At 37.7% G+C, this 22,699-nt stretch carries 22 protein-coding genes, 1 tRNA gene and 4 pseudogenes; 12 read left to right on the forward strand and 15 right to left on the reverse strand.

The window, feature by feature from the left end:
• Positions 1-249 precede the first annotated feature (249 nt).
• Positions 250-765: a DUF308 domain-containing protein gene (locus tag JQ843_RS09165; protein ID WP_203213463.1), complete on the forward strand. Its 516-nt coding sequence runs from the start codon at positions 250-252 to the stop codon at positions 763-765.
• A 62-nt stretch (positions 766-827) separates the two neighbouring features.
• A tRNA-Lys gene (locus JQ843_RS09170) sits at positions 828-900 on the forward strand.
• Between the two features lie 138 nt (positions 901-1,038).
• Here JQ843_RS09170 and JQ843_RS09175 read toward each other — a convergent pair.
• Complete coding sequence (locus JQ843_RS09175; protein WP_004193676.1) at positions 1,039-2,127, reverse strand: AI-2E family transporter; 1,089 nt, start codon at positions 2,125-2,127, stop codon at positions 1,039-1,041.
• A gap of 9 nt (positions 2,128-2,136) precedes the next feature.
• On the reverse strand, positions 2,137-3,426 hold the full coding sequence (locus JQ843_RS09180; protein ID WP_004256070.1) for a hypothetical protein: 1,290 nt from the start codon (positions 3,424-3,426) through the stop codon (positions 2,137-2,139).
• Positions 3,427-4,228: 802 nt separating this feature from the next.
• On the opposite strand from JQ843_RS09180, the gene JQ843_RS09185 reads away from it, so the two are divergent.
• The 4 genes from JQ843_RS09185 to JQ843_RS09200 all read left to right on the forward strand — a co-directional run bounded on the left by JQ843_RS09185 (position 4,229) and on the right by JQ843_RS09200 (position 7,485).
• On the forward strand, positions 4,229-4,660 hold the full coding sequence (locus tag JQ843_RS09185) for an Rrf2 family transcriptional regulator (RefSeq protein ID WP_000379854.1): 432 nt from the start codon (positions 4,229-4,231) through the stop codon (positions 4,658-4,660).
• A 90-nt stretch (positions 4,661-4,750) separates the two neighbouring features.
• On the forward strand, positions 4,751-5,755 hold the full coding sequence (locus JQ843_RS09190) for an NADP-dependent oxidoreductase (protein ID WP_203213464.1): 1,005 nt from the start codon (positions 4,751-4,753) through the stop codon (positions 5,753-5,755).
• 13 nt (positions 5,756-5,768) lie between these two features.
• A complete protein-coding gene (locus JQ843_RS09195; RefSeq protein ID WP_084946827.1) occupies positions 5,769-6,605 on the forward strand; it encodes an alpha/beta fold hydrolase in 837 nt (278 codons plus the stop codon).
• Between the two features lies 1 nt (position 6,606).
• Positions 6,607-7,485 (forward strand): SDR family NAD(P)-dependent oxidoreductase, encoded by an 879-nt coding sequence (locus JQ843_RS09200; RefSeq protein ID WP_203213465.1) that lies wholly within the window; start codon positions 6,607-6,609, stop codon positions 7,483-7,485.
• A gap of 170 nt (positions 7,486-7,655) precedes the next feature.
• On the opposite strand, the gene JQ843_RS09205 is transcribed toward JQ843_RS09200, so the two are convergent.
• The 6 genes and pseudogenes from JQ843_RS09205 to JQ843_RS09230 all read right to left on the reverse strand — a co-directional run bounded on the left by JQ843_RS09205 (position 7,656) and on the right by JQ843_RS09230 (position 14,489).
• Positions 7,656-8,975: a glycoside hydrolase family 32 protein gene (locus JQ843_RS09205; protein ID WP_203213466.1), complete on the reverse strand. Its 1,320-nt coding sequence runs from the start codon at positions 8,973-8,975 to the stop codon at positions 7,656-7,658.
• A 9-nt stretch (positions 8,976-8,984) separates the two neighbouring features.
• Positions 8,985-9,830 carry a carbohydrate ABC transporter permease gene (locus JQ843_RS09210; protein WP_000819520.1) on the reverse strand — a complete coding sequence of 282 codons (846 nt, stop codon included), beginning with the start codon at positions 9,828-9,830 and terminating at the stop codon, positions 8,985-8,987.
• Position 9,831: 1 nt separating this feature from the next.
• Complete coding sequence (locus JQ843_RS09215; RefSeq protein WP_000032530.1) at positions 9,832-10,734, reverse strand: carbohydrate ABC transporter permease; 903 nt, start codon at positions 10,732-10,734, stop codon at positions 9,832-9,834.
• 95 nt (positions 10,735-10,829) lie between these two features.
• Entirely contained in the window at positions 10,830-12,140 is a 1,311-nt protein-coding gene (locus JQ843_RS09220) for an ABC transporter substrate-binding protein (RefSeq protein ID WP_203213467.1), read from the reverse strand.
• A 126-nt stretch (positions 12,141-12,266) separates the two neighbouring features.
• The gene (locus tag JQ843_RS09225) at positions 12,267-13,262 is read right to left on the reverse strand and encodes a LacI family DNA-binding transcriptional regulator (RefSeq protein ID WP_000230210.1); all 996 of its coding nucleotides are present in this window, start codon (positions 13,260-13,262) and stop codon (positions 12,267-12,269) included.
• 361 nt (positions 13,263-13,623) lie between these two features.
• Positions 13,624-14,489: pseudogene (locus JQ843_RS09230) on the reverse strand (helix-turn-helix domain-containing protein).
• Between the two features lie 377 nt (positions 14,490-14,866).
• Here JQ843_RS09230 and JQ843_RS09240 point away from each other — a divergent pair.
• The 5 genes and pseudogenes from JQ843_RS09240 (at position 14,867) to JQ843_RS09260 (ending at position 16,792) form a co-directional block, all read left to right on the forward strand.
• Positions 14,867-15,102, forward strand: a pseudogene (locus tag JQ843_RS09240) (GlsB/YeaQ/YmgE family stress response membrane protein).
• A 76-nt stretch (positions 15,103-15,178) separates the two neighbouring features.
• Complete coding sequence (gene amaP / locus JQ843_RS09245; RefSeq protein ID WP_049546558.1) at positions 15,179-15,751, forward strand: alkaline shock response membrane anchor protein AmaP; 573 nt, start codon at positions 15,179-15,181, stop codon at positions 15,749-15,751.
• 10 nt (positions 15,752-15,761) lie between these two features.
• On the forward strand, positions 15,762-15,932 hold the full coding sequence (locus JQ843_RS09250; protein WP_000455064.1) for a DUF2273 domain-containing protein: 171 nt from the start codon (positions 15,762-15,764) through the stop codon (positions 15,930-15,932).
• Positions 15,933-15,962: 30 nt separating this feature from the next.
• Entirely contained in the window at positions 15,963-16,559 is a 597-nt protein-coding gene (locus tag JQ843_RS09255; RefSeq protein ID WP_203213468.1) for an Asp23/Gls24 family envelope stress response protein, read from the forward strand.
• A gap of 30 nt (positions 16,560-16,589) precedes the next feature.
• A pseudogene (locus JQ843_RS09260) lies at positions 16,590-16,792 on the forward strand (CsbD family protein).
• Positions 16,793-16,901: 109 nt separating this feature from the next.
• On the opposite strand, the pseudogene JQ843_RS10340 reads toward JQ843_RS09260, so the two are convergent.
• A pseudogene (locus JQ843_RS10340) lies at positions 16,902-17,179 on the reverse strand (transposase); the annotation flags it as partial.
• A gap of 32 nt (positions 17,180-17,211) precedes the next feature.
• Entirely contained in the window at positions 17,212-17,667 is a 456-nt protein-coding gene (locus tag JQ843_RS09270) for a GNAT family N-acetyltransferase (protein ID WP_203213469.1), read from the reverse strand.
• Between the two features lie 70 nt (positions 17,668-17,737).
• Between JQ843_RS09270 and JQ843_RS09275 the strand changes: the two genes are divergently transcribed.
• Positions 17,738-18,397: a prepilin peptidase gene (locus JQ843_RS09275; protein WP_203213470.1), complete on the forward strand. Its 660-nt coding sequence runs from the start codon at positions 17,738-17,740 to the stop codon at positions 18,395-18,397.
• Here the strand turns inward: JQ843_RS09275 and trpA are convergent.
• Genes trpA through trpD form a run of 5 tightly spaced genes read right to left on the reverse strand, consistent with a single transcriptional unit; the run spans position 18,369 to position 22,693 of the window.
• Positions 18,369-19,145, reverse strand: coding sequence for a tryptophan synthase subunit alpha (gene trpA, locus JQ843_RS09280; protein WP_203213471.1), 777 nt, complete (start codon positions 19,143-19,145; stop codon positions 18,369-18,371). The two genes, JQ843_RS09275 and trpA, sit on opposite strands and share 29 nt — an antisense overlap.
• Positions 19,138-20,361, reverse strand: coding sequence for a tryptophan synthase subunit beta (gene trpB / locus JQ843_RS09285; RefSeq protein WP_049488262.1), 1,224 nt, complete (start codon positions 20,359-20,361; stop codon positions 19,138-19,140). The genes trpA and trpB overlap by 8 nt, the downstream gene beginning before the upstream one ends.
• On the reverse strand, positions 20,339-20,938 hold the full coding sequence (locus JQ843_RS09290) for a phosphoribosylanthranilate isomerase (protein ID WP_203213472.1): 600 nt from the start codon (positions 20,936-20,938) through the stop codon (positions 20,339-20,341). The genes trpB and JQ843_RS09290 overlap by 23 nt, the downstream gene beginning before the upstream one ends.
• Positions 20,925-21,692, reverse strand: coding sequence for an indole-3-glycerol phosphate synthase TrpC (trpC, locus tag JQ843_RS09295; protein ID WP_203213473.1), 768 nt, complete (start codon positions 21,690-21,692; stop codon positions 20,925-20,927). The genes JQ843_RS09290 and trpC overlap by 14 nt, the downstream gene beginning before the upstream one ends.
• Positions 21,689-22,693 (reverse strand): anthranilate phosphoribosyltransferase, encoded by a 1,005-nt coding sequence (gene trpD / locus JQ843_RS09300; protein ID WP_070483015.1) that lies wholly within the window; start codon positions 22,691-22,693, stop codon positions 21,689-21,691. The genes trpC and trpD overlap by 4 nt, the downstream gene beginning before the upstream one ends.
• Between the last annotated feature and the right edge of the window lie 6 nt (positions 22,694-22,699).

Genomic DNA, 22,699 nt, shown 5'->3' on the forward strand with positions numbered 1-22,699 from the left:
GCCCCACTTTTAAATCTATCTTTTCTTTTTGAATCAAATTACATCTTAACAAATAGTGTAAAGCCAGTTACTTTTGCTTTGATGCCATACAATATTTTCATGTAGAGAAGACAAATTTTATCTTCTCTTTTTATTTTCAAAATGATAAAAACTGAAACTTCCAAATTGTTTATTTATTTTATTGACATTTTCTATAAAAATAAGTATAATAGTTTTATTATCAGACTATACTATATAGGGGGTATTGAAATGAAATTTTCTAATCGTTTACTGCTATTTCTTGCAGGAGTTGTTTTTGTCCTTTTAGGACTTTTCCTATTTACAAACCCAGTAGCTAATCTTGTTGTTTACAGCTGGTGGATTGCATTTGGTTTACTGGTTTCTTCTATAGCAGCTATTTTAGGCTATTTCTCTGTACCAAAAGAGCTTCGCTCACCAGCTCATCTTTTCCAAGGGATTGTTAATCTTCTCTTAGCTCTTTACCTCGTTGCCTATGGCTTTGTGACGCTGCCAGTTGTCATTCCAACTATTTTAGGAATTTGGTTAATTGTAGAAGCCATTATAGTTTTCTTTAAAGGCAATCGTTTGGGATTGATTTTCCCTATTATTGGCAACCATATCATGTGGATAGCGTTGCTTGCATTTTTACTAGGTCTAGTGATTTTGTTCAATCCAGTAGCTACAAGTGTCTTTGTCGTTTATGTCGTTGCCTTTGCATTTTTAATTGTTGGTTTCACCTATATCCTTGATGCCTTTCGTAAATAATCTAGCTGCCATTTTGGGCATATTAAAAAAGCTGGGAAGTTACATTCTCAGCTTTTTCTGTTGCTTCCTTAGCTCAGTTGGTAGAGCAGTAGACTCTTAAGCTATGGGGCGCAGGTTCGAGCCCTGCAGGGGGCATCTAAATCAACAGAAATAAGCCTTGAAACCAAGGCTTTTTTTAACGTCTAATAGCTTTTTGTAGAAAAGTATTTAAAAATAAAAGAGAAGAGAATCTCTCACTCTCTTCTCAGTATATCTTATTAAATTTAGTTTTTCTTAATCTACCTGATTTTCCTTTGCAACGACAAATTCTTTAACCAGTCGATAGATAACAGCAAATACGGGGGTAAAGAATATCATTCCAAGTAGTCCGAAAAGATTCCCTCCGATACTAGCAGCCGCAAGCGTGAAAATAGCTGGCAAACCAATAGACTGACCTACAACTCTAGGATAAATAAGGTTTCCTTCAATCAGCTGTATAACTTGATATAGAAGAAGAGAAAGTAAGGCTTGAGTAGGACTCACTGTGAAGATAAAAATCGCTCCCACAACACAAGCAATCATAGGCCCTACATAAGGAATGAACGATAGCACTCCTGCAAAGATACCTGTCATTACTCCATAGGGTATCCCAAACACGCTGTAACCAACCGCTATCATAACTCCTATGATAACTGCTTCAATCAGCTGACTCATCAAAAATTGGTCATAAGTCTCTAGTGCTACTTGTCCAATGTAAGTCAACTTTATCACCACCTTCTCTGGAAGAAAAACTTTTAGAAGTCGACTCGTCATCGCTGCCAAATGTTCCTTACTGGATAAAAATAAAAAGGTGAAGACTATAATCAAAAAGGCATTCATCAAACTTGAAAAAATATTGCCGATATTACTAGTCAGACCTGATAAAAAACCTATCAAAGCTTGGCTAATAGAACTAGATTGTCCCTGTATGCCTGATACGATAGTTGACAACATGTCTTTGGTTACAAATTCCGAGCTGCCTAGCAATTTCCCAAGTTGAGTAAGGACTGTTGAAAGGACTGTTCCCAGCTGACTAATAGTCTGGGCTAGGGTTGGCAGCACCAAAACCAAAAGAGCAATCACGATTAAGATAAGAGCTAGGAAAACAAGTACCATGGCAATCGGACGACGCAACTCTGCCTTTACCTTCAATTTAACTAAGTACTGTTCAATTTTTTTCATAGGAACATTAAGCACAAAAGCAATAACAGCACCATAAATCAAGGTTGATATTACATCAAAGAGAGAGATTGCTCCTGATATAAAGCTCGATGCATTCAGAATTACAAGAGCAACCAGCCCTATAAAAAGGATTAACGGGGTGTATTTTTTTACTAAGTTCATAAATTCTCCTTAATAAACATGTTTAGATACGACTATACTATTTGGTTTTTCAAACTCTCGATTAAGGTAGGCTTGGTAAGTTCCTGGTGCGATAAATCCTTTGGGTGAGAGGATATCGGTGCCAGCCTGACCGACTATGGTATCAGCCAAGAGCACACAGTTTGTAGATAAGACAAAGTAGGATTTAAACTTAGATTTGATAAATTTATAAAGTTCCCCATCTGTCTCATGTCTGATTTTATAAGCGTAGGTGTAGTCTTCCTTACCATCACCTGTCATGATTTTATCTGCACTTGGCTCCCATGGAATCGTCAGTTGTTTCAATTCAGCCAACTTTTTCTGAACTGCTTTTTCCATTTCAGGCGTCAAATCTATCCCATAACCAAAAAGCGTTTTTTGACTCTCACGTTTACATAGGTCAATGTACTTGTCACGATCACAGAAATATAAGACACCATCTCCTACCATGCCAAATAAGGTCTCAGAAGACGGATCATAGTTGCCATAAGAAATAACACGGCCTTGATAGCAGATATCCACATGACCAATTGCCGAAAACAGAGAGGTCTCAGCTGTATGAACAAAAATTTCAAGCTCCGCTGTCTTACCAGACTTCACTATTCCAAGATGGATATCTTCTTCCTCATCAGCATTTTCCAGCATAAATTTGTTAACTTTTGCTAAAGTTCTTGCAGGGATGAGAGCGGCTAGGACAATAGGTAAGCTAATTCTAATACGACGTTTGAGATGGTTTTTCCCAATTTCCTCCTCAAACAAGAAACCATCACGGATATTGGACACACCATAAAGGAAAAAATAAGCCCCTAATACAAAGAGTTGAAAGACAGAATTTCCTGTAGAGGACAAAAGACTAGTCCCACCAAGAAAAACTAGTACGAGTCCATCTAGTAAGAGACGAAAACGAGGTCGAATTTTGTTTTTGCGGTAGAGAACATAGGTGACAAGGTTAATACTAGCATGAAAAATCTGATAAACTCCAATCACAAGAGCCAAAATATAAATCGGCACATCCGTCGCAAGATTGGAGCCAAGCAAATATCCCAGCACTAACAATTTAACCAGTGCAACTCCCAAGGTGTCCGTTGACTGACTTTTTTTGAAAATACGTAATACTAAATCTAAGACCGTTGCTATCCAAGCTAAAAACAGAACCAGTCGAATAACCTTTACTGGCAACCAAGTCCCCGTGACCATCAAGATGAGACCTAGCAGAACAAACAAGAACCCCTGAGCAAGTAATTTCTTACCTGTCAGACCTAAAGATAGAATTTTCGCCATATAAAAACCTTTCAACAATAAAAATTAAACACTCCGATTAAACTGACTAGTAAATAGCCAACACTACAAACAGCCTGTGCCAGCAACATATGGTGACTAGAAATGACTGTAGTAATGTCACCATCTTGTCTTATGCACTTCTAAAATTTGTTATATTGATTAGAAACCAGAGCTTATAAAAACTAGCTAAACTCGAGAGATAGACACAATTGCGACGAAAAAATGTATAACCAATTCAACTTGTTAAGGTAAGAAAGCATTATTTCCAATCTATTAATTATTCATCTATTACCTATTATGACACAATATTCCCTATAGTTCAACTTTTTACTTGTTTTTATATTACACGGACTAAAAAGTTTTCAACAGTTGATTGCATGTGTTTTAATAAGTTTTAACCTTTCTTGGTTAGATAAAAAAGAACCATACAGTTTAGAATCTGTATGGTTTTTGCCCCACTTTTGTCCCATTTTTAAATCATGACATTGAAAATACCTAAAATCACTTATATTTCAATATTTTTAATTGCTCTCAATATGAAAGTCCTTTCCAAATCCCTGTAGGGGGCATCTAAATACAACAGGAAAAAGCCTTGATTTACAAGGCTTTTTTGTGTATCTGTTCTACTTTTGGTCAACTAATGGATATCAACGGTATAATTTTATGAACACCCTTCCCAGACAGCTCTAATCTGATTGCACTCAAAATTTTTTAAAATTTAAAACAAAAGACTTGCTTTTCTTTTAATTTATGTTATACTTGTTCTTGTATCTGATACAAGTTTATTAAGAGAGGGATTCATATGGATACAAAATTCTCAGTTGCTTTGCATATCTTAACAATGATTAGTGAAAGCAAGGAAACCTTAAGTTCTCAAGCACTAGCTATTAGTGTTGGGACTAACGCTAGTTACATTCGAAAAGTGATTGCCTTATTGAAAAATGCAGATTTGATTCATTCCCAGCAAGGAAAAACAGGTTATCAACTCAGTAAGTCTCCAAAGAAAATGACTTTACTAGAGATCTACTATGCTACTCAAGAAATCAATCACATTAGTTTATTCCCTGTTCATCAAAATAGCAATCCTGATTGCCCTGTTGGAAAACATATCCAAGGAGCAGTTTCACCGCTTTTCGCTAGTGCCGAATCTCAATTAGAAAAGGAATTAGCAAATCAAACTTTAGAAGATGTCATTGACAATCTATATAAACAAGCTAAACAAGTCCGAAACTGATTTGATAACAAGTCAGTTTTTACTGGAAATAACATATACTTGTATCAGATACAGGTATAAAATCATATAGAAAAAGAAAAGAGAAAACACATGAAAGTCGCACAACACACTACTTATAACAAAAACAATATCACACTGAACATCACAGAAATCGCTAAACCAAGTATTACAGACAAACAAGTCTTGGTGAAAGTATCCGCAGCCGGGGTTAATCCTCTCGATAACATGGTCTCTCGTGGTGAGGTCAAGATGATTGTTCCTTACAAACTTCCTCAAACTGCAGGTAACGAAGTGGTTGGAATCGTTGAAAACATTGGCAAGAAAGTTAACAACTTTCAGGTAGGAGATCGTGTCTTTGGCCGTCTGCCACTTGATCAGATCGGCGCCTTTGCAGAATACGTAGCTGTTGATAGCCAAGCCTTAGCCAAGGTTCCAGACTATCTATCAGACGAGGAAGCCGCTGCTATTCCTCTTACTGCCTTGACCATTATGCAGGCTCTTGACCTCATGGGCGCTCAAGCTGGGAAAACAATCTTTATTTCTGGTGGTACTGGAGGAGTTGGTGGAATGGCCATTCCGATTGCCAAGGCCAAAGGATTGAAAGTCATCACCAATGGAGCTGGAGATAGTGCTGAGCGTGTATTGAACCTCGGAGCAGATAGATTTATCGATTACAAAACAGAGGATTATACAAAAACTGTTAGCCAGGTGGATTATGTCCTCGATACTCTCGGTGGAGCTGAAACTGAAAAACAAATGTCTATCATGAAAAAAGGTGGTCATCTTGTTTCCCTTCGTGCCATGCCAAACGGTGCCTTTGCCAAACGCATGAATCTACCAAAATGGAAACAGATTATTCTAGGCCTAGCAGGTCGCAAATTTGATAAGATGGCGGAAAAATATGGCGTCCACTACCATTTTATCTTTGTAGAAAGCAATGGCGCTCAATTACAAGAGGTAGCTGACCTCTTTAGTAAATTAGAAATCAAACCCTCTATCGATACAGTCTATCCATTTGAAGAAGTGAATAGCGCCTTAGACAATATCGCTAATGGTCGCTCACGTGGAAAAACAGTCCTCAGCTTTAAGAAATAAAAAGGAAAATACAATGTCATATATTACAACTAAAAATCAATACATCACTGTCCAAGGAAATCAAATTGCCTATCGCGAACTCAGTAAAGGCAAATCAAAACTACCTCTTTTGATGCTGGTCCATTTGGCAGCAACTCTCGATAACTGGGATCCTAAACTCTTAGACTTGATTGCTGAAAAACACCATGTCATCATAGTCGATCTTCCTGGTGTTGGAGCCAGTCAGGGCAAAGTTGCTCCAACTATTCCTGGAATGGCTAAGCAGACAATTGAATTTGTAAAAGCGCTTGATTACGATAAAATCAATCTTCTTGGCCTTTCTATGGGAGGTATGATTGCCCAAGAAATCATCAGAATAAATCCTACTCTAGTCAATCGTTTAATCTTGGCTGGAACAGGGCCTCGAGGCGGAAAAGAGGTCGATAAGGTCACAGGAAAAACCTTTAACTATATGTTTAAAGCGGGACTCGAGCGCACCGATCCTAAACGCTATATCTTCTATAATCATGATAAACAAGGGAAAATTGAAGCTTTGAAAGTCCTAGGACGAATGGGGATGAGAACAAAGGAATTTGCGGATAAAGACATGAACCTATCAGGATTCCTAACTCAACTCAAAGCTATTAAACGTTGGGGGAAAGATTCTCAAGACGACCTAAAATTTATCACCCAACCAACCTTAATCGTCAACGGGGATAAGGATATGCAGGTTCCAACGGAAAATTCTTACGATATGCATGAGAAAATAAAAGATAGCAAGCTGATTATCTATCCAAATGCTGGTCACGGTTCGATCTTCCAATATGCAGACGAATTTTCAACAGAACTAATAGCTTTCTTAGAGGACTAATATGGTCAAAACAATTCTGATTACAGGTGCTACTGACGGTATCGGTAAACATTTAGCAAAGAAATTGGCCAGCCAAGGCCATCATATCATCCTCCATGGTCGAAATCCTCAGAAGCTTGAGCTGGCACTTCAAGAGGTTCGCGCAATTTCCTTGAGAGGCCGAGTTTCTAGCTACTTGGCAGATTTTTCTAAATTAGATGATATTTATCGATTTGTAGAGGAAATCAAGCGAGACTTTCAAAGTATTGATGTCTTGTTTAACAATGCCGGACTGTATGCTGGAAAAGAACGAAAAGCGAGTGCTGAAAATGTCGAGTTGACCTTTATGTTATCTGTTCTGGTTCCCTATATTTTAACAACTGAGCTAAGTCCCTTGTTAGAAAAAGCGGCTGACGGCCGTGTCATTAATACTTCTTCCTATATGCATCATTTTGCCAAGGTCAAAGATTTGAACTTTGGATTTGAGACGAACTACAATCCTAGTTTAGCCTACAATAACTCCAAACTTTACACTATTTGGATGACACGATATCTAGCCAGAGAATTCTTTCTAAAAGGTTCAAACATCACCATCAATGCCTATCATCCAGGTTTGATTTCAACCAACTTAGGGAATGATTCCAGTGATGAAAAGACGAAAAAGTCTCTCTTCGGACGCTTGATGAAGTCATTTTCCAAAAATCTAGACGAGGGAATTGAAACAGGTTACTATCTTACATTATCAGAAGAAGTCAGGGGCTTGACAGGCTACTACTTTGATGAGAAGAAAGTAAAATCTGTATCTGAAAAAGGCTATACACTTGAAAAAGCTCAAGATTTAATCACTTACTGCAATGATAAAATTGAGTTGTTTAAACAGAAATCTGCTCTGCTTAATTAGAAAAAAATTCTCTTTCCATTTTGCTAGAAAGAGAACTTTTTCTTTAGGAGAAATAACTTATACTCAATGAAAATCAAAGAGCAAACTAGGAAGCTAGCCGCGAGCTGTACTTGAGTACGGTAAGGCGACGCTGACGTGGTTTGAATTTGATTTTCGAAGAGTATTAATTTTTAATCAATTCGTGATAGCTCAGCTGGCGCTGTTAAGTAATAAGTTGCAGTCAAGCTTGCTTCGCCTTGATTGACAAAAATCTCGATGGAATTTTTATCTAGAACAACTTCCAATTCTTTAGCTTCAATATCTACATACCGTCGACTAGTGTCCTGCTCTTCTTCACCTAGAATTTTTTGAACAAGATGGCTACGATCAATGTAAACTTGCTGCGCATTACTGTCATAACCAAATTCAAGATAATCTGTATCATTTCCTAAGCGGTAATGACAATCTTTATCTATTTGGATTTGATATTGGCCTTGTTTAACAGGGAATTGTCTTAGTTTGCCATCTTCCAATCTTAGAATTCTAGGTAAAGTCATGGCACATGCCCACTTGTGTTCTTGGTCATGGGTTGGAAGGGTACGTCCCCATGTCTGCATCCAAGCAATCAGGATACGACGATTTTGATCGTCCAGCAATGTTTGAGGCGCATAGAAGTCTTGCCCATGATCAATTTCTTGAACTGATTCTGGGATAAAACGTTTTTCTCCCCAATCTACCTTACCCGTAAACAAAACCGATGAGTTGATGTTATGATATGAGTCTCCCTCACGCTGATAACGCATGGGTGACATAATAAGGCAATCTTTCCCATCTAACTCAAAGTAATCTGGGCATTCCCACATAAAGCCTTGGTGTTCTACCCCTTTTAAAAAGATGGATTCGAACCGCCATTCTACTAGGTTATCGGACCCTAGTAGAACGATACAGCCCACATTATCCTTGTGTTTGGCAGCTACTACGGAGTAATAGCGTCCATCTTTTTCAAAGAGTTTTGGATCACGGAAATCAGCTGCAATTAACTCATCTGGCAAGTCTGCTCCAGTTGCAACTGGATTTTGTTCAATCTTTTCAAAGTGAATCCCGTCGTCTGAAAATGCCATATTTTGCACTTGACGGACACCGGTTTCTTCTTCGATGTGACCAGTATACATGAGCCAGAGGCGATCATCCTTGACAATGGCAGAACCTGAGAAACATCCATTGCGGTCGTAGTCTTGATCAGGAGCAAGTGCCACCGGCAAGTGCTCCCAAGTCACCAAGTCCTTACTTTTAGCATGACCCCAGTGCATAGGCCCCCAAACACTATCATAAGGATAGAATTGATAAAAGAGATGGTATTCTCCACGAAAATAGACAAATCCATTTGGATCATTGATCCAACCAATCTCAGCTGAAAAATGTTCTTCAGGCTTATATTGAGTATTTACAAGATGTTTATTTTCTGCTATAAAACGATTGGCTTTTTCTACTGTAAATGTTTTATTTATCATAAGTATATCCTATTTTATTCCAGTTCCGGAACCACCCAGACCTTGAACAATATATTTCTGAGCGACTACATAGACCAAAATCAACGGAATCGTTGAAATAGTTAATACAGCCATTACCTGATTGATATAAACTGGTTGAGTTGTATTAATAGTTGTAATTGCAACCTGCATTGAAAATTTAGAAGAATCTGTCAAAACCATCAATGGCCAAATATAATCATTCCAGCTTGAAATAAATGATAAAACACCAACTGTAGCAACTGCAGGTTTAGACATTGGAAGCATAATTCTAAAGAAAATTCTAACGATACTTGCTCCGTCCATCTTTGCAGACTCAAGAATCTCTTCTGGAATTGCAATAAAGAAATTCCTAAATAAGTAAATATTAAATACACTCGCCAATCCTGGAATAATAACTGCAAGACGATTATTGACCAAACCTAAGGAATTGATAATGGTAAATTGTGGAATTAACACAGTTTCTACTGGAATAATAAGTAAAGCAAGTAAGAAACCAAATAAAATTTTCTTACCTGAAAAATTTACTTTTGCAAAAGCGAAACCGGCCAGTGCATTGACAATAATAGAACCAATAGCAAACGTTCCAGCATAAAAAATGCTGTTCCCTAGATATGTAAAAATACTAAAGCGCTCAAATACTTCCTGATAAGGTTTAAACCAATCAGCGGGATTTAAACTTGGTAAGAAGGCTTGCCAACTAGTCAAATTTTTATAAACATCCGCTTCTGGCTTCATAGCTGAAACTACCATCCAAACCATAGGAAAAAGGAAGAGTCCTGCCAATAAAGTTAACAGAATATATTCTAAGATTGTTGTTGGTTTAAATCGTTTCATCTTAGTCATCCTCCTTCAGAACGCGACGTTGTACTAAGCTAATCATACCAATTAACGTTGTAAATACTAAAGCGATTGAGCTAGAATATCCTACAAGACGATCAGTAAAACCTTGTTGATAAATATAGTACACCATAGTAATTGTTGAGTTTAATGGCCCACCTTGCGTCATAACCATTGGTTGTACAATCAGCTTAAAAGCAGAAATTAAAGTTGTTAACAATACAAACAGTGCTGTTGGTTTTAGTAGGGGCATCGTGATATAACGAAACTGAGCCCATTTTGAGAATCCATCCAATTCAGCAGCTTCATATACATCTTGTGGAATATTCTGCATTCCTCCTAAAAATAAAAGCATCTGATAACCTGCACCCTGCCAAGCAGAAACAAAAACAATTGCATACATAGCTTGTTTAGGACTAGTCAAGAAAGGTTGAGAAGCAATACCTACCTTATTTAAAATAGCATTTAATAAGCCACTATTTGGATTTAAAAGATAAAGCCAAAGAATAGAAATAACTACCAAGGACATGACAACTGGAGCAAAAAAAGCCACTTTAAAAAACATATTCCCTTTGCGCTTTTTATTAACAATCAAAGCCATTCCTAAGGCTGCTCCCAATTGAACTGGAATAATCCAAACAACAAATTTCAACGTATTCAAGAAGCTCTTTAAGAAAATCGGATCCTTTATTAATCGAATAAAATTTTCAAGTCCAACAAATTTTCTTTCATCTGGTGTCAACAAATAATAATCTGTAAAAGCGTAATAAATGACCATTCCAACTGGAATTACTAAAAAGATACCTAATAAAATTAAAGCTGGAGCTAAAAAACTATAACCTAGTATGTTATCCTTTATTTTTTCACGTCTTTTTGTATCCACAACAGTTTCTTTACTCATATCCATCTCCTTTAATCATATATATCAAACTAGGCTATTAACAAGAAAGGGGAAGGTAGTTCCAAATATTTTCCTTCCTCCTTCCTTTTTACAGATTATTTGAGTGACTGATCAATAGCAGTTTGCATTTCTTTCGTACGAGTATCCAAGACTTTTTGCACATTTGGATTTTCTTCATAATAGCTAATATCTTGCATTGCTTGTTGAAAAGCTCGAGAAACCTGAGGATATGCTACGACAACTGGGCGAGCATGAGCTGTTTTTGAATTTTGTTCCATCAAGAAACGCATTGGTTCGGTCACTTTATCTTTGATATTTTCAATTGTAGATTTACGAATCGGAAGGACCGAATTCCCCAAGCTAATAATTTCACTTGATTCTGTATTTGTAGCAAATTTAACAAATTCAGATGCTGCCTCTTTTTTATCAGATTTTGTCGTAACAGCTAATTGCCAACTACCTGAAGGGGATACTAATTTTTTCGTCTTACTAGATACTGGGTAAGGAAGGATACCAAAATCAATATCTTTGTAGTTTGTATTCATGTCAGCAATCGTCCAAGAACCACTCAAAAGCATTGGATACTCTCCTGTTTCAAAACCTTTTTCGACTGGACTAACAGTTGTGTAACCTTCTTTTACAAGATTTTGAATGAATTGAACTGCTTCTACACTCTCTTTTGAGTTGAAGTATCCTTCTGCCTTTATTCCATCTTCGTTTACGACAGAACCATTATTTGACCAAATCAACGGCATATAAGCATATGGTAACATTTCATCGTTTGAATTAATACGAAAATCAATTGCCGGTTTGTTATAATGATCTTTCAATTTTTTAGCAATCGTATTAAATTCATCCCATGTCCATGGCTTTTCTAGCGTTGGAAGCTCTGATTCCGCAATTCCGGCCTCTTTGAACATTTTTTTGTTGTAATAAACACCAACATTCGATTCAGAAAATCCAAATGCATAGAATTTGCCATCATAAGTTCCTTGTTGTTTAATACTGTCCAAAACATCATCCATATTATTATCTTTTAGATAATCATCTAGCGGAGTAATCACTTTAGATTTTGCATAAGCTGCCGTATTTGGTCCATCAAGGGTAATAACATCTGGAAGACTATTAGTCGTGATAGCAGCATTAACCTTGTCTTCATATCCTCCACCACTACCACTACGAGGAATATACTCAGTTACAACCTTGTACTTACTTTTTCCTGATTGATTAAAGTTATCAACAACTTTTTGCCAAGCTTTTCCTTCATTGGTTTCGTCAGAGAATTGTACCCAGACTTTAATATCATTTGAAGAACTCGCTTGTTTTGAGTTAGTTCCTCCACTACAACCTGCAAGTATAGCTAACGATAGCCCCGCAACAACAGATAACATTGTACCTTTACGCATATTTTTCCTCCTTTTTGAAACGTTTCATTTTTCATTTATTTTTAAACAAGTTTTTCAACTTGTTTTTGAAACGTTTCATTTATAGTTTATATTATAACAGCGCTTTCATTTTTTGTCAAGTGCTGTTTAAATTTTTTTTGTTGTTTTATCTCCCCAAAAATATGTGGGAATTACGATTCGTTTTTCTAGAATCTCTTCTCGCTTAATCATTTTCAGTATCATTGCAACAGATTCTTTTGCCATCATACCAATATCTTGAACTATTGTAGACACTAGATAAGATTGATCGACAGAAGTTTTTAAACCATCAAACCCAATTATCTGGTAATCATCAGGTGCTATTTTCCCCAGTTCTTTCATAACACTAATAACTCTCAGAGCCATCATATCATTTATTGTAAATATACCATCAATTTCTTTATGAGATTGCAAAAAAATTCTTATCTGATCTTCAGGATTTATTAAAGGTTCTTTCATTTCAAAATTATAGACATCTACTCCTAATTCCTTAGCTTTTTCTCTGAATCCTTTACTTCTGAGTATAGTCTCATTCTCATACATATTAATTGAACCAATAAAAGCAAGGTGCTTATTATCCCTTCTAACCAGTTCCTCTGCTGCAGTTTGCCCTCCTTTGTAATTTGCTGAAGTAACATAGCATACATTTTCCGAAAAATGTCTATCTATACTTACAAACGGTAAATCAGATAAAATATATTTGTCAATATCAGAATATGTAATACCAATAATTCCATCCACTTTATTTTGTTTCAACATTTCGATATATTCGATTTCATTTTGTGAATCGCTATCAGCGTTACAAATAAATAATTTATAATTATATTTTAATAACTCTTTCTCAACATGATAGGCAAACTCCGAGAAAAATGGATGCCATATGCTCGGAATAATCAAAGCGATAGTTTCTGTTCTATTCTTTTTCATACCTCGAGCATAATTATCAGGGATATAGTCCAATGTTTTTATAGCCCTTTGAACTTTCCTTAAAGTTACTTCTTTAATACCTTTTTCTTTATTAATTACACGTGAAACAGTTCCAACACTAACTCCTGCTTCTAAAGCAACATCTTTCATGGTAATTGATTTTCTTTGTTCTACCATCTTATCACCTCCTTTCAATATATAGTATCATGCAAACGCTTTTTAAGCAACTATTTCTCAATCATTTTTGTCCAGATTCTTTTTCCTATCATGAATAAAATCACTCCAATTATCTTTTGAAAATACTTCAATTTTCATGTGTAGACATCTACATAAAACAGGAAAAACCTTGGAATCAAGGCTTTTTTCGTATCTTCTACAAAAAAAGCAAGAGATTTAGAGGGCTATGAATCTAGATGTACATTTTGCTTAAATGATTGAAGGTCTTTTCTTAACAAAAACACCCCAAAAATTAGATTTTTTCTGTCTAACTTTTTAGGTACAGTTCAAACGCGAAATAGCGTTTTTTTGTTATTTTTGGTTACTCATCTAATCGAATAAACATCATGGCATTTAACAAAGATATGAGTGATACCTTGTTTATATTATTTGAATATATCAGTCTCTTATTCTCAATCGGAGGAATAATAAAATTAGAAATGATGATATCATAAGGCGATTCTTCTAAAGATTCCTTTGATAATTCTAATTCAGTCCAAACTTCAAGTTCAAAATTGTTGCTGCAATAATAAGAAAGTGTTTCCGCTACTGATTTTGCATGATACTGATCAAAATTACTCATAACCAGGAGCAACTTTAGCATTCTATGCGTTGACAAATTCATTGGAAAGCTTGTTTCCTTATAAACCAATTCTAACAATTGAGATAGGGGCTCTGATGAAAAATTTTCAAATGGCCATTCTAGAAAATAATATTTTTCTGAAAAATATTGTGAAAAAAAAGTAACGAATGTCTCTCTCATTTCCAATGATTTGAACAGGGGTCAGACTGATTTCAAATTGAAATTGCCTTTTAATCACTTTATTGATTTGGCTAATAATACGATAGAGCGAAGATGAACTGATATAAAATTCTTTACAAATTCTCTCAGCTTGACAACCTTCATTAAAGAAGATAAATTCTAAAATCGAAAAATGAGTTGAATGCTTAAAGAAACGATGGTAAACCATTTCAATATCACTATCATCGGTATTAATAATGCGTATACCATTAGTCGAAGAATGAAAAATCAAGTCAGGAAAAGCAGATTTAACATGGGATAGATCATCTTTGACTGCATGTTCTGTACAATTTAATAACTCTGCTAGTTCAGAACGATGAAACCATCGTTTATGTTCAAATAATAATTCTAATTGCCTATGACTTTTTAGATAATAAATCTCTCATGAATGTCTTTCTCTTTTTATAAATTATCGGATTTCACCTCTTGCAATTATACCACAAAGAATAGGTATAGCATGATATAACGACTTTTACTAAAATCCTTTATTTCGTATAATAACACTACGGAGGCAATATATAAACAATTTTCTTATTTTACCGTCTATTGAGGGCGTGAATACAGGATCAAATTCAAGTCGAAAGATTATATTTTTATTTTTAAAAATTTATATAATAGCAACAATCAAAGAATTTGATTTTTTTTATATTAAAATTATATAATAACCAAAATAATTGATTTTTTTATATTAAAATTATATAATAGCGATAATCAAAGTAATTGATTTATTTTTTAATATTAAAATAGAAAAGGAGGGTAAGCAATATTGTGGTCAATCATTGCTGGAGGTCTTATTGGACTTGTAGCAGGTAGAATCACTAAAAAAGGTAGTTCTATGGGAATCGTCGCAAATGTATTCGCTGGTTTAGTCGGGTCATCTGTAGGACAATCCCTTTTAGGTAGTTGGGCCCATCCATCGCTGGAATGGCTTTGATCCCATCTATTGCAGGAGCAGCAATTGTTGTTACTGTAGTATCATTCTTTACAGGTAAAAAATAATTACTTGTAGAATAAACTATTTTTAAATAGATTAGACGGTTAAAAATAGTTTAATGTTAAATCGAAAGGATTGTATATGTCAAAAACAAAGAAAATATTTTTAATTATTTTCTGTATTTTAATCTTGACAATTTTCCTTCCTGTTTTGATAGATTATCATCAAGTTAGTGATCTAGGCATTCAGCTATTTAGCTGGAGACAGAATCATATCGTTGAATTTTATCTCTCTAGATATATATTCTGGGGGATAGTGGCTCTATCAACTTTAGTTTTGTTATCGATGTTAGTTGTGTTGTTTTATCCTAAACGTTATTTGGAAATTCAACTTGAAACTAAAAACGATACATTAAAATTAAAGAATTCTGCAATCGAAGGTTTTGTTAGAAGTTTGGTGAGTGATCATGGATTGATCAAGGACCCAACTGTTCATGTAAATTTACGAAAAAATAAATGTTTCGTTCATGTAGAAGGGAAAATTCTTCCTTCGGACAACATCGCTGACAGATGCCAACTAATTCAAAATGAAATAACTAATGGATTGAAGCAGTTTTTTGGTATTGAGCGTCAGGTTAAACTAGAAGTTCTAGTAAAAGACTACCAGCCTAAACCAAAACCTCAAAACAAAAAGACTGTTAGTCGTGTGAAGTAAGGAAGTAAAAATGGAATGGCTTAAACAATATCGATATCCAATTATCGCTGGTCTCATAGGCGTATTTCTCGCTTGTTTGATTATCTCCTTTGGCTTCTTCAAAACAATATTTGTATTGATTTTAGGAGCACTGGGAGTTGCAGCTGGATTATATATCGAAAAAAACTATATAGATAAATAAAAATTACTAATTTAATTAAAGGAGTTTCATATGTCAAACGAAAAAAACACAAACACTAACGTAGAAAAGAAAGATGCTACTGCTGTAGCTCACGAAATCAAAGGAGAACTTACTTACGAAGATAAAGTTATCCAAAAAATCATTGGTCTGTCACTAGAAAACGTTTCAGGTCTTTTGGGAATCGACGGTGGTTTCTTCTCAAATCTTAAAGAAAAAATCGTTAACAGCGATGACGTAACAAGTGGTGTTAACGTAGAAGTTGGTAAAACACAAGTTGCAGTTGACTTAAACATTATTGCTGAGTACCAAAAAAATGTTCCAGCTTTATATTCAGAAATCAGAGAAATCGTATCTTCAGAAGTTGCTAAAATGACTGACTTGGAAGTTGTTGAAATCAACGTAAACGTTGTCGACATCAAAACTAAAGAACAACATGAAGCAGACTCAGTAAGCCTTCAAGATCGCGTATCTGACGTTGCTGAATCAACAGGAGAATTCGCTTCAGAACAATTCGAAAAAGCTAAATCTGGTTTCTCAACTGTTCAAGAAAAAGTTAGCGAAGGTGTAGAAGCTGTTAAAGGTGCAGCAACTGGTGTAGTATCTCACGAAAAAACTCGTGTAAACTAAGATAAAATAAATATAACAGGAAAAATTATCATGTCAGTAGAAGAAAAATTAAATCAAGCTAAAGGTTCTATTAAAGAAGGTGTTGGAAAAGCCATCGGTGATGAAAAAATGTAAAAAGAAGGAACAGCTGAAAAGTTGTTTCTAAAGTAAAAGAAGTTGCTGAAGATGCCAAAGACGCTGTAGAAGGTGCTGTAGAAGGTATCAAAAATATGTTGAGTGGCGACGATAAATAAGGTTAAAAGTTACTTTATCTTTTTAGTAACATTAGTAAAAAGAGTCTGAGTCAATATGATTCTCAGAAAACAAAAAGCTAGAGATTTCCAATTGCGGAACTCTAGCTTTTTAATTTCGCCTCTTTCTCTTATTATATTTCAGCAGGTTGTTGACCATGAGTACGAATCCCATGTCAATTCTCACTTGGCGCTTACCTCTCAGATGACATCTCTTATAACCCAAACAAATCTTTATCTGCCCAAAGATAGATTTCATATCAATCTTACGTTTAGCGAAAATTTATCTACCCTTGGAAGATAAAAGTGCCTGATATTCTTTAGTTTTTAAACACTGGTAACGTTCATTCATATACAGTCCTTTTGAGGGGCTGATTCAGGTTCATCATCGCAGTCAAGATTGATTTCAAGGCTGTTTGCTTCTATCTCCTCTTTTTCATGATGTATTTTCGTACAGGTGCTTCAACTATTTGAACGATTTCAAATCCTTCTTTTTGGTAAAGGTGCTGGGCTGCTTGATTTGCTTCGAGGACATTTAAAGAAATACTACCTATGTTTCCATTTTCAAATGCCAAACTAACAAATTTCCTTAAAGCCTGACTACCTAAGCCTTGCCCCTGTTTCTGAGGATTGATAAAAAATCTTCCAATATGAAGATTACTGTCTTCTAGCCTGATTTTTTGTATTAGCCCCACAAACTCTTGTCCATCAAAGATAGAAAAGATTCCTTCCAAATCTTGAAAAACTTGAATTGTCAAGGGGAAAGGAATCATTGGTCCCATCCATTGTTCTTGAAATGATTTGCCTAGGGAGTTGGACCATTGGCATACGAACTGAGCATTTTCTGGGCTCACATTTTCTTCAAAACGAATTGTCATCTATTTCCTCACCATCTTATCAATTTTTCTTTATTATACTACTTCTCCTATTTTTTACGAATAGATAAGTATGATTGATATTTATTTTTTTCTTGTCGGAAGCATTCTCGCTTCCTTTCTTGGTTTGGTCATTGACCGTTTTCCTGAGCAATCCATTATCCAACCTGCTAGTCACTGCGATTCCTGTCAGACTCGCTTGCGTCCCTTAGATTTGATTCCGATTCTCTCACAGGTCTTCAATCGCTTTCGCTGTCGCTACTGCAAAGCTCGCTATCCTGTCTGGTATGCCCTCTTTGAACTAGGTTTAGGACTCCTCTTTCTGACTTGGTCTTGGGAATTGCTTTCCTTGGGACAAGTCATCCTAATCACTGCTGGTTTGACCTTGGGCATCTACGACTTTCACCATCAGGAATATCCCTTACTGGTCTGGATGACTTTCCACCTAATCCTCATGGTTTCCTCTGGCTGGGATCTGGTCATGATTTTCTTCCTTATCCTTGGAATGTTAGCTCATTTTATCGATATTCGCATGGGCGCAGGGGATTTTCTCTTTTTAGCTTCTTGCGCTCTCGTCTTTAGCGCAACAGAATTACTCATCTTGATTCAGTTTGCTTCTGCGACGGGCATCCTAGCCTTTCTCCTGCAAAAGAAAAAGGAAAGACTTCCTTTTGTGCCTTTCCTCTTACTCGCTGCTTGTGTGATTATTTTTGGTAAGCTACTGCTTGTTTGATAAAGTCCTGAATCGGCTCTCCTTCATGGAGAGCTTTTACGATTTTCGAACCAACGATAACACCATCTGACACCGCATTGAAGCGTTCTACATCGGCTTGACTAGATACACCAAAACCTGTTAAAACTGGGATGTCGGTCACTTGATGCAATTGTGCCAAGTGCTTGTCCAAGTCTGCACGGTAATTGCCTGATTTCCCTGTCACTCCATTGATAGCAACGGCGTAAACAAAGCCTTCTGCCCCTTTAATCAACTCTTTCTGACGCTCAATCCCTGTGGTCAAGCTTACTAAAGGAATCAAAGCAATGTCTGTGTCTACCAAAAAAGGCTCTACAAAGTTGGCATGCTCATGAGGCAGGTCTGGAATAATCAAGCCCTTAACCGCTGTATCAGCCAAATTTTTGACAAAGTTCTCCACACCGTACTGAAAGAGGGGGTTGAAGTAGGTCATAATGACCAGTGGAACCTCTGTTTCAATGGTTTTCAAGGTTTCAACCAAAGCCTGGGTAGAAGTCCCATGGGCTAAACTGCGCAAGCCAGCTTCTTCGATAACAGGTCCATCTGCAACAGGGTCTGAAAAGGGAATGCCCACTTCAATGGCAGAGACACCCAAATCTTCTAAAAAGTGAATTGTTTCAGCAAGACCGTCCAAACCTTTTTCGTGGTCACCAGCCATGATATAAGGAACGAAAATTCCTTTTCCAGTTGCTTTTATAGCATTCAATTTTTCTGTTAGTGTCTTAGGCATGAGCTTCTCCCTTCTTTGCTGCATCTGCTTCCAAGCGGTCTTTGACTTGAACCACATCCTTGTCCCCACGACCTGATAGACAGACAATCATGGATTTGTCTGGTCCAAGTTCTTTGGCCAATTTCACCGCAAAGGCGATAGCATGACTAGATTCTAAGGCTGGGATAATTCCTTCCACACGAGACAAGAGTTGGAATCCTTCCAAGGCTTCTTCGTCAGTCACAGGAACATAGCTGGCACGTTTGATATCGTGGTAGTGAGAATGCTCTGGACCGATACCAGGATAGTCCAAACCTGCTGAGATCGAGAAGGCTTCAAGAATTTGACCATGGGCATCTTGGAGCACATCCATGAGGGAACCGTGAAGGACACCCGGACGACCCTTGGTCAAGGTAGCTGCGTGATGCTCTGTATCCACACCAAGTCCTGCTGCTTCAGCTCCATACATAGCTACTGATTCATCTTCTACAAATGGATGGAAGAGACCGATGGCATTAGAACCACCACCAACACAGGCTACTAAGGCATCTGGTAGATTTTTACCTGTCAAGTCACGGTACTGTTGTTTAGCTTCTCGACCAATAACACTTTGGAAGTCACGAACGATTTCTGGGAATGGATGAGGCCCCAAGGCAGAACCAAGGATATAGTGGGTATCATCAATATTAGCTACCCATGAACGAAGGGCTGCATTGACCGCATCCTTGAGCACGCGCGAACCGTCTGTCACTGCCTCAACCTTAGCTCCCAAAAGCTCCATACGGAACACATTGAGGGCTTGGCGTTTGACATCTTCCTCACCCATGTAGATAGTACATTCCATGTTAAAGAGGGCTGCAGCAGTTGCAGTTGCCACACCGTGCTGACCAGCACCTGTTTCAGCGATAATTTTCTTTTTGCCCATGCGTTTAGCCAGAAGAACTTGTCCCAAGGCATTGTTAATCTTGTGGGCCCCTGTATGGTTAAGGTCTTCACGTTTGAGATAAATCTTGGCTCCGCCAATATGCTGGGTCAAGTTTTTTGCGTAGTAAAGAGGAGTTTCACGACCTACGTACTGACGTAAGAGCTGGTTCAATTCCTCTTGGAAACTTGGGTCTGCCTGACTTTCACGGTAGGCTTTCTCCAACTCCAAAACTGCTGTCATCAATGTTTCTGGGACGAAACGTCCGCCGAATTTTCCGTAAAATCCATCTTTATTTGGTTCTTGATATGCCATTCTTTGCCCTCTCTATAAATCTTCTAATCTTTTCCTGATCTTTTTGTCCATTTGTCTCCACTCCGCTTGATACATCTACTGCATAGGGAGTAAAGTGTTGAATTGCTTGTGCTACATTGTCTTCCTTAAGGCCACCTGCGATAAAGAAGGGCTGAGCTAATTCCGTCGTATCCAGTTGCCCCCAGTCAAAGGTCTGGCCACTCCCTGCCACAGGGGCATCAAAGAGTAGATAATCTGCCTGAGAATTAGGCACATGCCCATTTCCATCCACCTGTACAGCCTGAATGCTGGCACAAGGCAAATCCTCAAACAAATCATCTGCCACCTGACTGTGAACTTGAACCAAGTCCAAGCCAACTTTTTCAATCGCTTCTAGCAATTCTGCCCGACTTGGTGAAACAAATACGCCAACCTTCTTAACATTAGCAGGAATGGGCTTTGCCAGCTCAGTAGCCTGATCCAAGGTCACCTGTCTTTTACTAGGTGCGAAGACAAAACCGATGTAGTCTGCTCCTGCTGAAACGGCTGTTTCCACCGCTTCTTTGGTAGATAGTCCACAAATCTTAACCTTTGTCAATCTGCAACTCCTTGATTCTTTGAGCCACATCTTCTGCCTGCATGAGAGCTGTCCCAACCAAAATTCCATTAAAGAACGGTGCTACTCGTTTTGCATCCTGCCCTGTGAAAATAGCAGATTCAGAAATGTAATAGCGACCTTCCTTAAAGTGCTGGGCCAAGTCTACACTGGTCTGTAAATCGACTTCAAAGGTGGTCAAGTTGCGGTTATTGACCCCAATAATCTCCGCACCAAGTCTGTGAGCCACTTCAAGTTCAGCTAGATTGTGAGTCTCCACCAAGACTTCCAGACCAAGCTCTGTCGCGTAGTCGTACAGTTCCTTGAGGCGTTCTTCTGACAAGGCAGCCACAATGAGCAAGATGACTGTCGCACCGGCATTGCGAGCACGGATGATTTGCTTTTCATCGATGATAAAGTCCTTGTTCAGCGTCGGAATCTCTACCTGACTTGAAATTTCTTGCAGATAATCCAAATGCCCTTTAAAGAAAACTTCATCTGTCAAAACAGAAATCATCACTGCACCATTCGCTTCATAAGTCTGGGCCTGTTGCACAATATCCACATCGAGATTGATATCTCCCAGACTAGGGCTAGCTTTCTTGACCTCAGCGATTATCTGTAAACGGTCCTGGTAATTCTTCAAAAATTCAGCCAAGCGATAGGTCTGGCGCAGGGGCTGGATTTCCTCCAGCTCCATCTGCTCAACCTCACGCGCCTTCTGCTCCAAAATTCGTGCTAAAAATTCCTGACTCATTTTTGGTACTCCTGTAACAGTCTGAGTTTTTCAAGGGCCTTGCCACTAGCAATCACTTGACGAGCCAAGGCAACTCCATCCTTGATACTAGCTACCTTACCATTAGCATAGAAACCAAGACCTGCATTCAGAACTGTCGTTTCCAAGAATGGACTTGGTTCATTTTTAAGAACGCTGAGCAAAATTTCTGCATTTTCCTGAGCATTGCCACCACGGATATCTTCGATAGCGTAGCGCTCCATCCCCAGATCTTCTGGAGTAAAGCTTGACAAGGTGATTTCGCCATTTTCCAGAAGAGCAATATTGGTTGTTCCATTCAAACCAGCTTCATCCAATCCTTCTGGCCCAGCAACAACGATGGCACGTTTGCGACCCATATTTTTCAATACCTGAGCTGTACTTTCTAGAAGTTCTGGACGACTAATTCCAAGAAGCTGTGTTTCCAAAGCCATTGGGTGAATCAGGGGACCAGTCAAGTTCATAATCGTTGGAATTCCTAGTTCCAAACGAGCTGGCATGATGTATTTCATAGCTGGGTGCATATTTTTAGCAAAGAGAAAGACGATTCCAGTTTTATCAAAGACCTTGCCTAGTTCAGCTGGTTTGAGATCAAGATTGATGCCCAAGGCTTCGAGGACATCTGCAGAACCAGATTTAGAAGAAATCGAGCGGTTACCGTGCTTGGCCATGTGAACACCGCCACCAGCCAAGACAAAGGCTGCAGTTGTCGAAATGTTAAAGCTAAAAGACTTGTCTCCACCTGTACCACAGTTGTCCATGGCATCATGAATCTCAGTTGGAATATGTTGGGCATGCCCTCTCATGACTTGGGCAATGGCTGTGCGTTCTTCCGGTGTTTCCCCCTTCATCTTAAGAGCCAAAAGGAGAGAAGCAATTTGCGCTTCCGTTACACGCCCAGTTACGATACGCTCAATGACATCCGTCATTTCCACACCTGATAAATTTTCAAATTTTGCTAGTTTTTCAATAATCTCTTTCATCCTAGT

This window comes from Streptococcus mitis (genome assembly GCF_905187495.1).
Lineage (GTDB): Bacteria > Bacillota > Bacilli > Lactobacillales > Streptococcaceae > Streptococcus > Streptococcus mitis_CU.

Bases quoted from the DNA above. Each gene is read 5' to 3' on its own strand.
- JQ843_RS09275 (WP_203213470.1), top strand. From the start codon at position 17,738: ATGATTGATATTTATTTTTTTCTTGTCGGAAGCATTCTCGCTTCCTTT.
- trpD (WP_070483015.1), bottom strand. From the start codon at position 22,693: ATGAAAGAGATTATTGAAAAACTAGCAAAATTTGAAAATTTATCAGGT.
- JQ843_RS09220 (WP_203213467.1), bottom strand. From the start codon at position 12,140: ATGCGTAAAGGTACAATGTTATCTGTTGTTGCGGGGCTATCGTTAGCT.
- JQ843_RS09190 (WP_203213464.1), top strand. From the start codon at position 4,751: ATGAAAGTCGCACAACACACTACTTATAACAAAAACAATATCACACTG.
- JQ843_RS09175 (WP_004193676.1), bottom strand. From the start codon at position 2,127: ATGAACTTAGTAAAAAAATACACCCCGTTAATCCTTTTTATAGGGCTG.
- JQ843_RS09270 (WP_203213469.1), bottom strand. From the start codon at position 17,667: ATGACAATTCGTTTTGAAGAAAATGTGAGCCCAGAAAATGCTCAGTTC.
- JQ843_RS09210 (WP_000819520.1), bottom strand. From the start codon at position 9,830: ATGAAACGATTTAAACCAACAACAATCTTAGAATATATTCTGTTAACT.
- JQ843_RS09215 (WP_000032530.1), bottom strand. From the start codon at position 10,734: ATGAGTAAAGAAACTGTTGTGGATACAAAAAGACGTGAAAAAATAAAG.
- JQ843_RS09165 (WP_203213463.1), top strand. From the start codon at position 250: ATGAAATTTTCTAATCGTTTACTGCTATTTCTTGCAGGAGTTGTTTTT.
- JQ843_RS09255 (WP_203213468.1), top strand. From the start codon at position 15,963: ATGTCAAACGAAAAAAACACAAACACTAACGTAGAAAAGAAAGATGCT.
- trpB (WP_049488262.1), bottom strand. From the start codon at position 20,361: ATGGCATATCAAGAACCAAATAAAGATGGATTTTACGGAAAATTCGGC.
- JQ843_RS09205 (WP_203213466.1), bottom strand. From the start codon at position 8,975: ATGATAAATAAAACATTTACAGTAGAAAAAGCCAATCGTTTTATAGCA.
- trpA (WP_203213471.1), bottom strand. From the start codon at position 19,145: ATGCCTAAGACACTAACAGAAAAATTGAATGCTATAAAAGCAACTGGA.
- JQ843_RS09195 (WP_084946827.1), top strand. From the start codon at position 5,769: ATGTCATATATTACAACTAAAAATCAATACATCACTGTCCAAGGAAAT.
- JQ843_RS09185 (WP_000379854.1), top strand. From the start codon at position 4,229: ATGGATACAAAATTCTCAGTTGCTTTGCATATCTTAACAATGATTAGT.
- JQ843_RS09225 (WP_000230210.1), bottom strand. From the start codon at position 13,262: ATGGTAGAACAAAGAAAATCAATTACCATGAAAGATGTTGCTTTAGAA.
- amaP (WP_049546558.1), top strand. From the start codon at position 15,179: ATGTCAAAAACAAAGAAAATATTTTTAATTATTTTCTGTATTTTAATC.
- JQ843_RS09180 (WP_004256070.1), bottom strand. From the start codon at position 3,426: ATGGCGAAAATTCTATCTTTAGGTCTGACAGGTAAGAAATTACTTGCT.
- JQ843_RS09200 (WP_203213465.1), top strand. From the start codon at position 6,607: ATGGTCAAAACAATTCTGATTACAGGTGCTACTGACGGTATCGGTAAA.
- trpC (WP_203213473.1), bottom strand. From the start codon at position 21,692: ATGAGTCAGGAATTTTTAGCACGAATTTTGGAGCAGAAGGCGCGTGAG.
- JQ843_RS09250 (WP_000455064.1), top strand. From the start codon at position 15,762: ATGGAATGGCTTAAACAATATCGATATCCAATTATCGCTGGTCTCATA.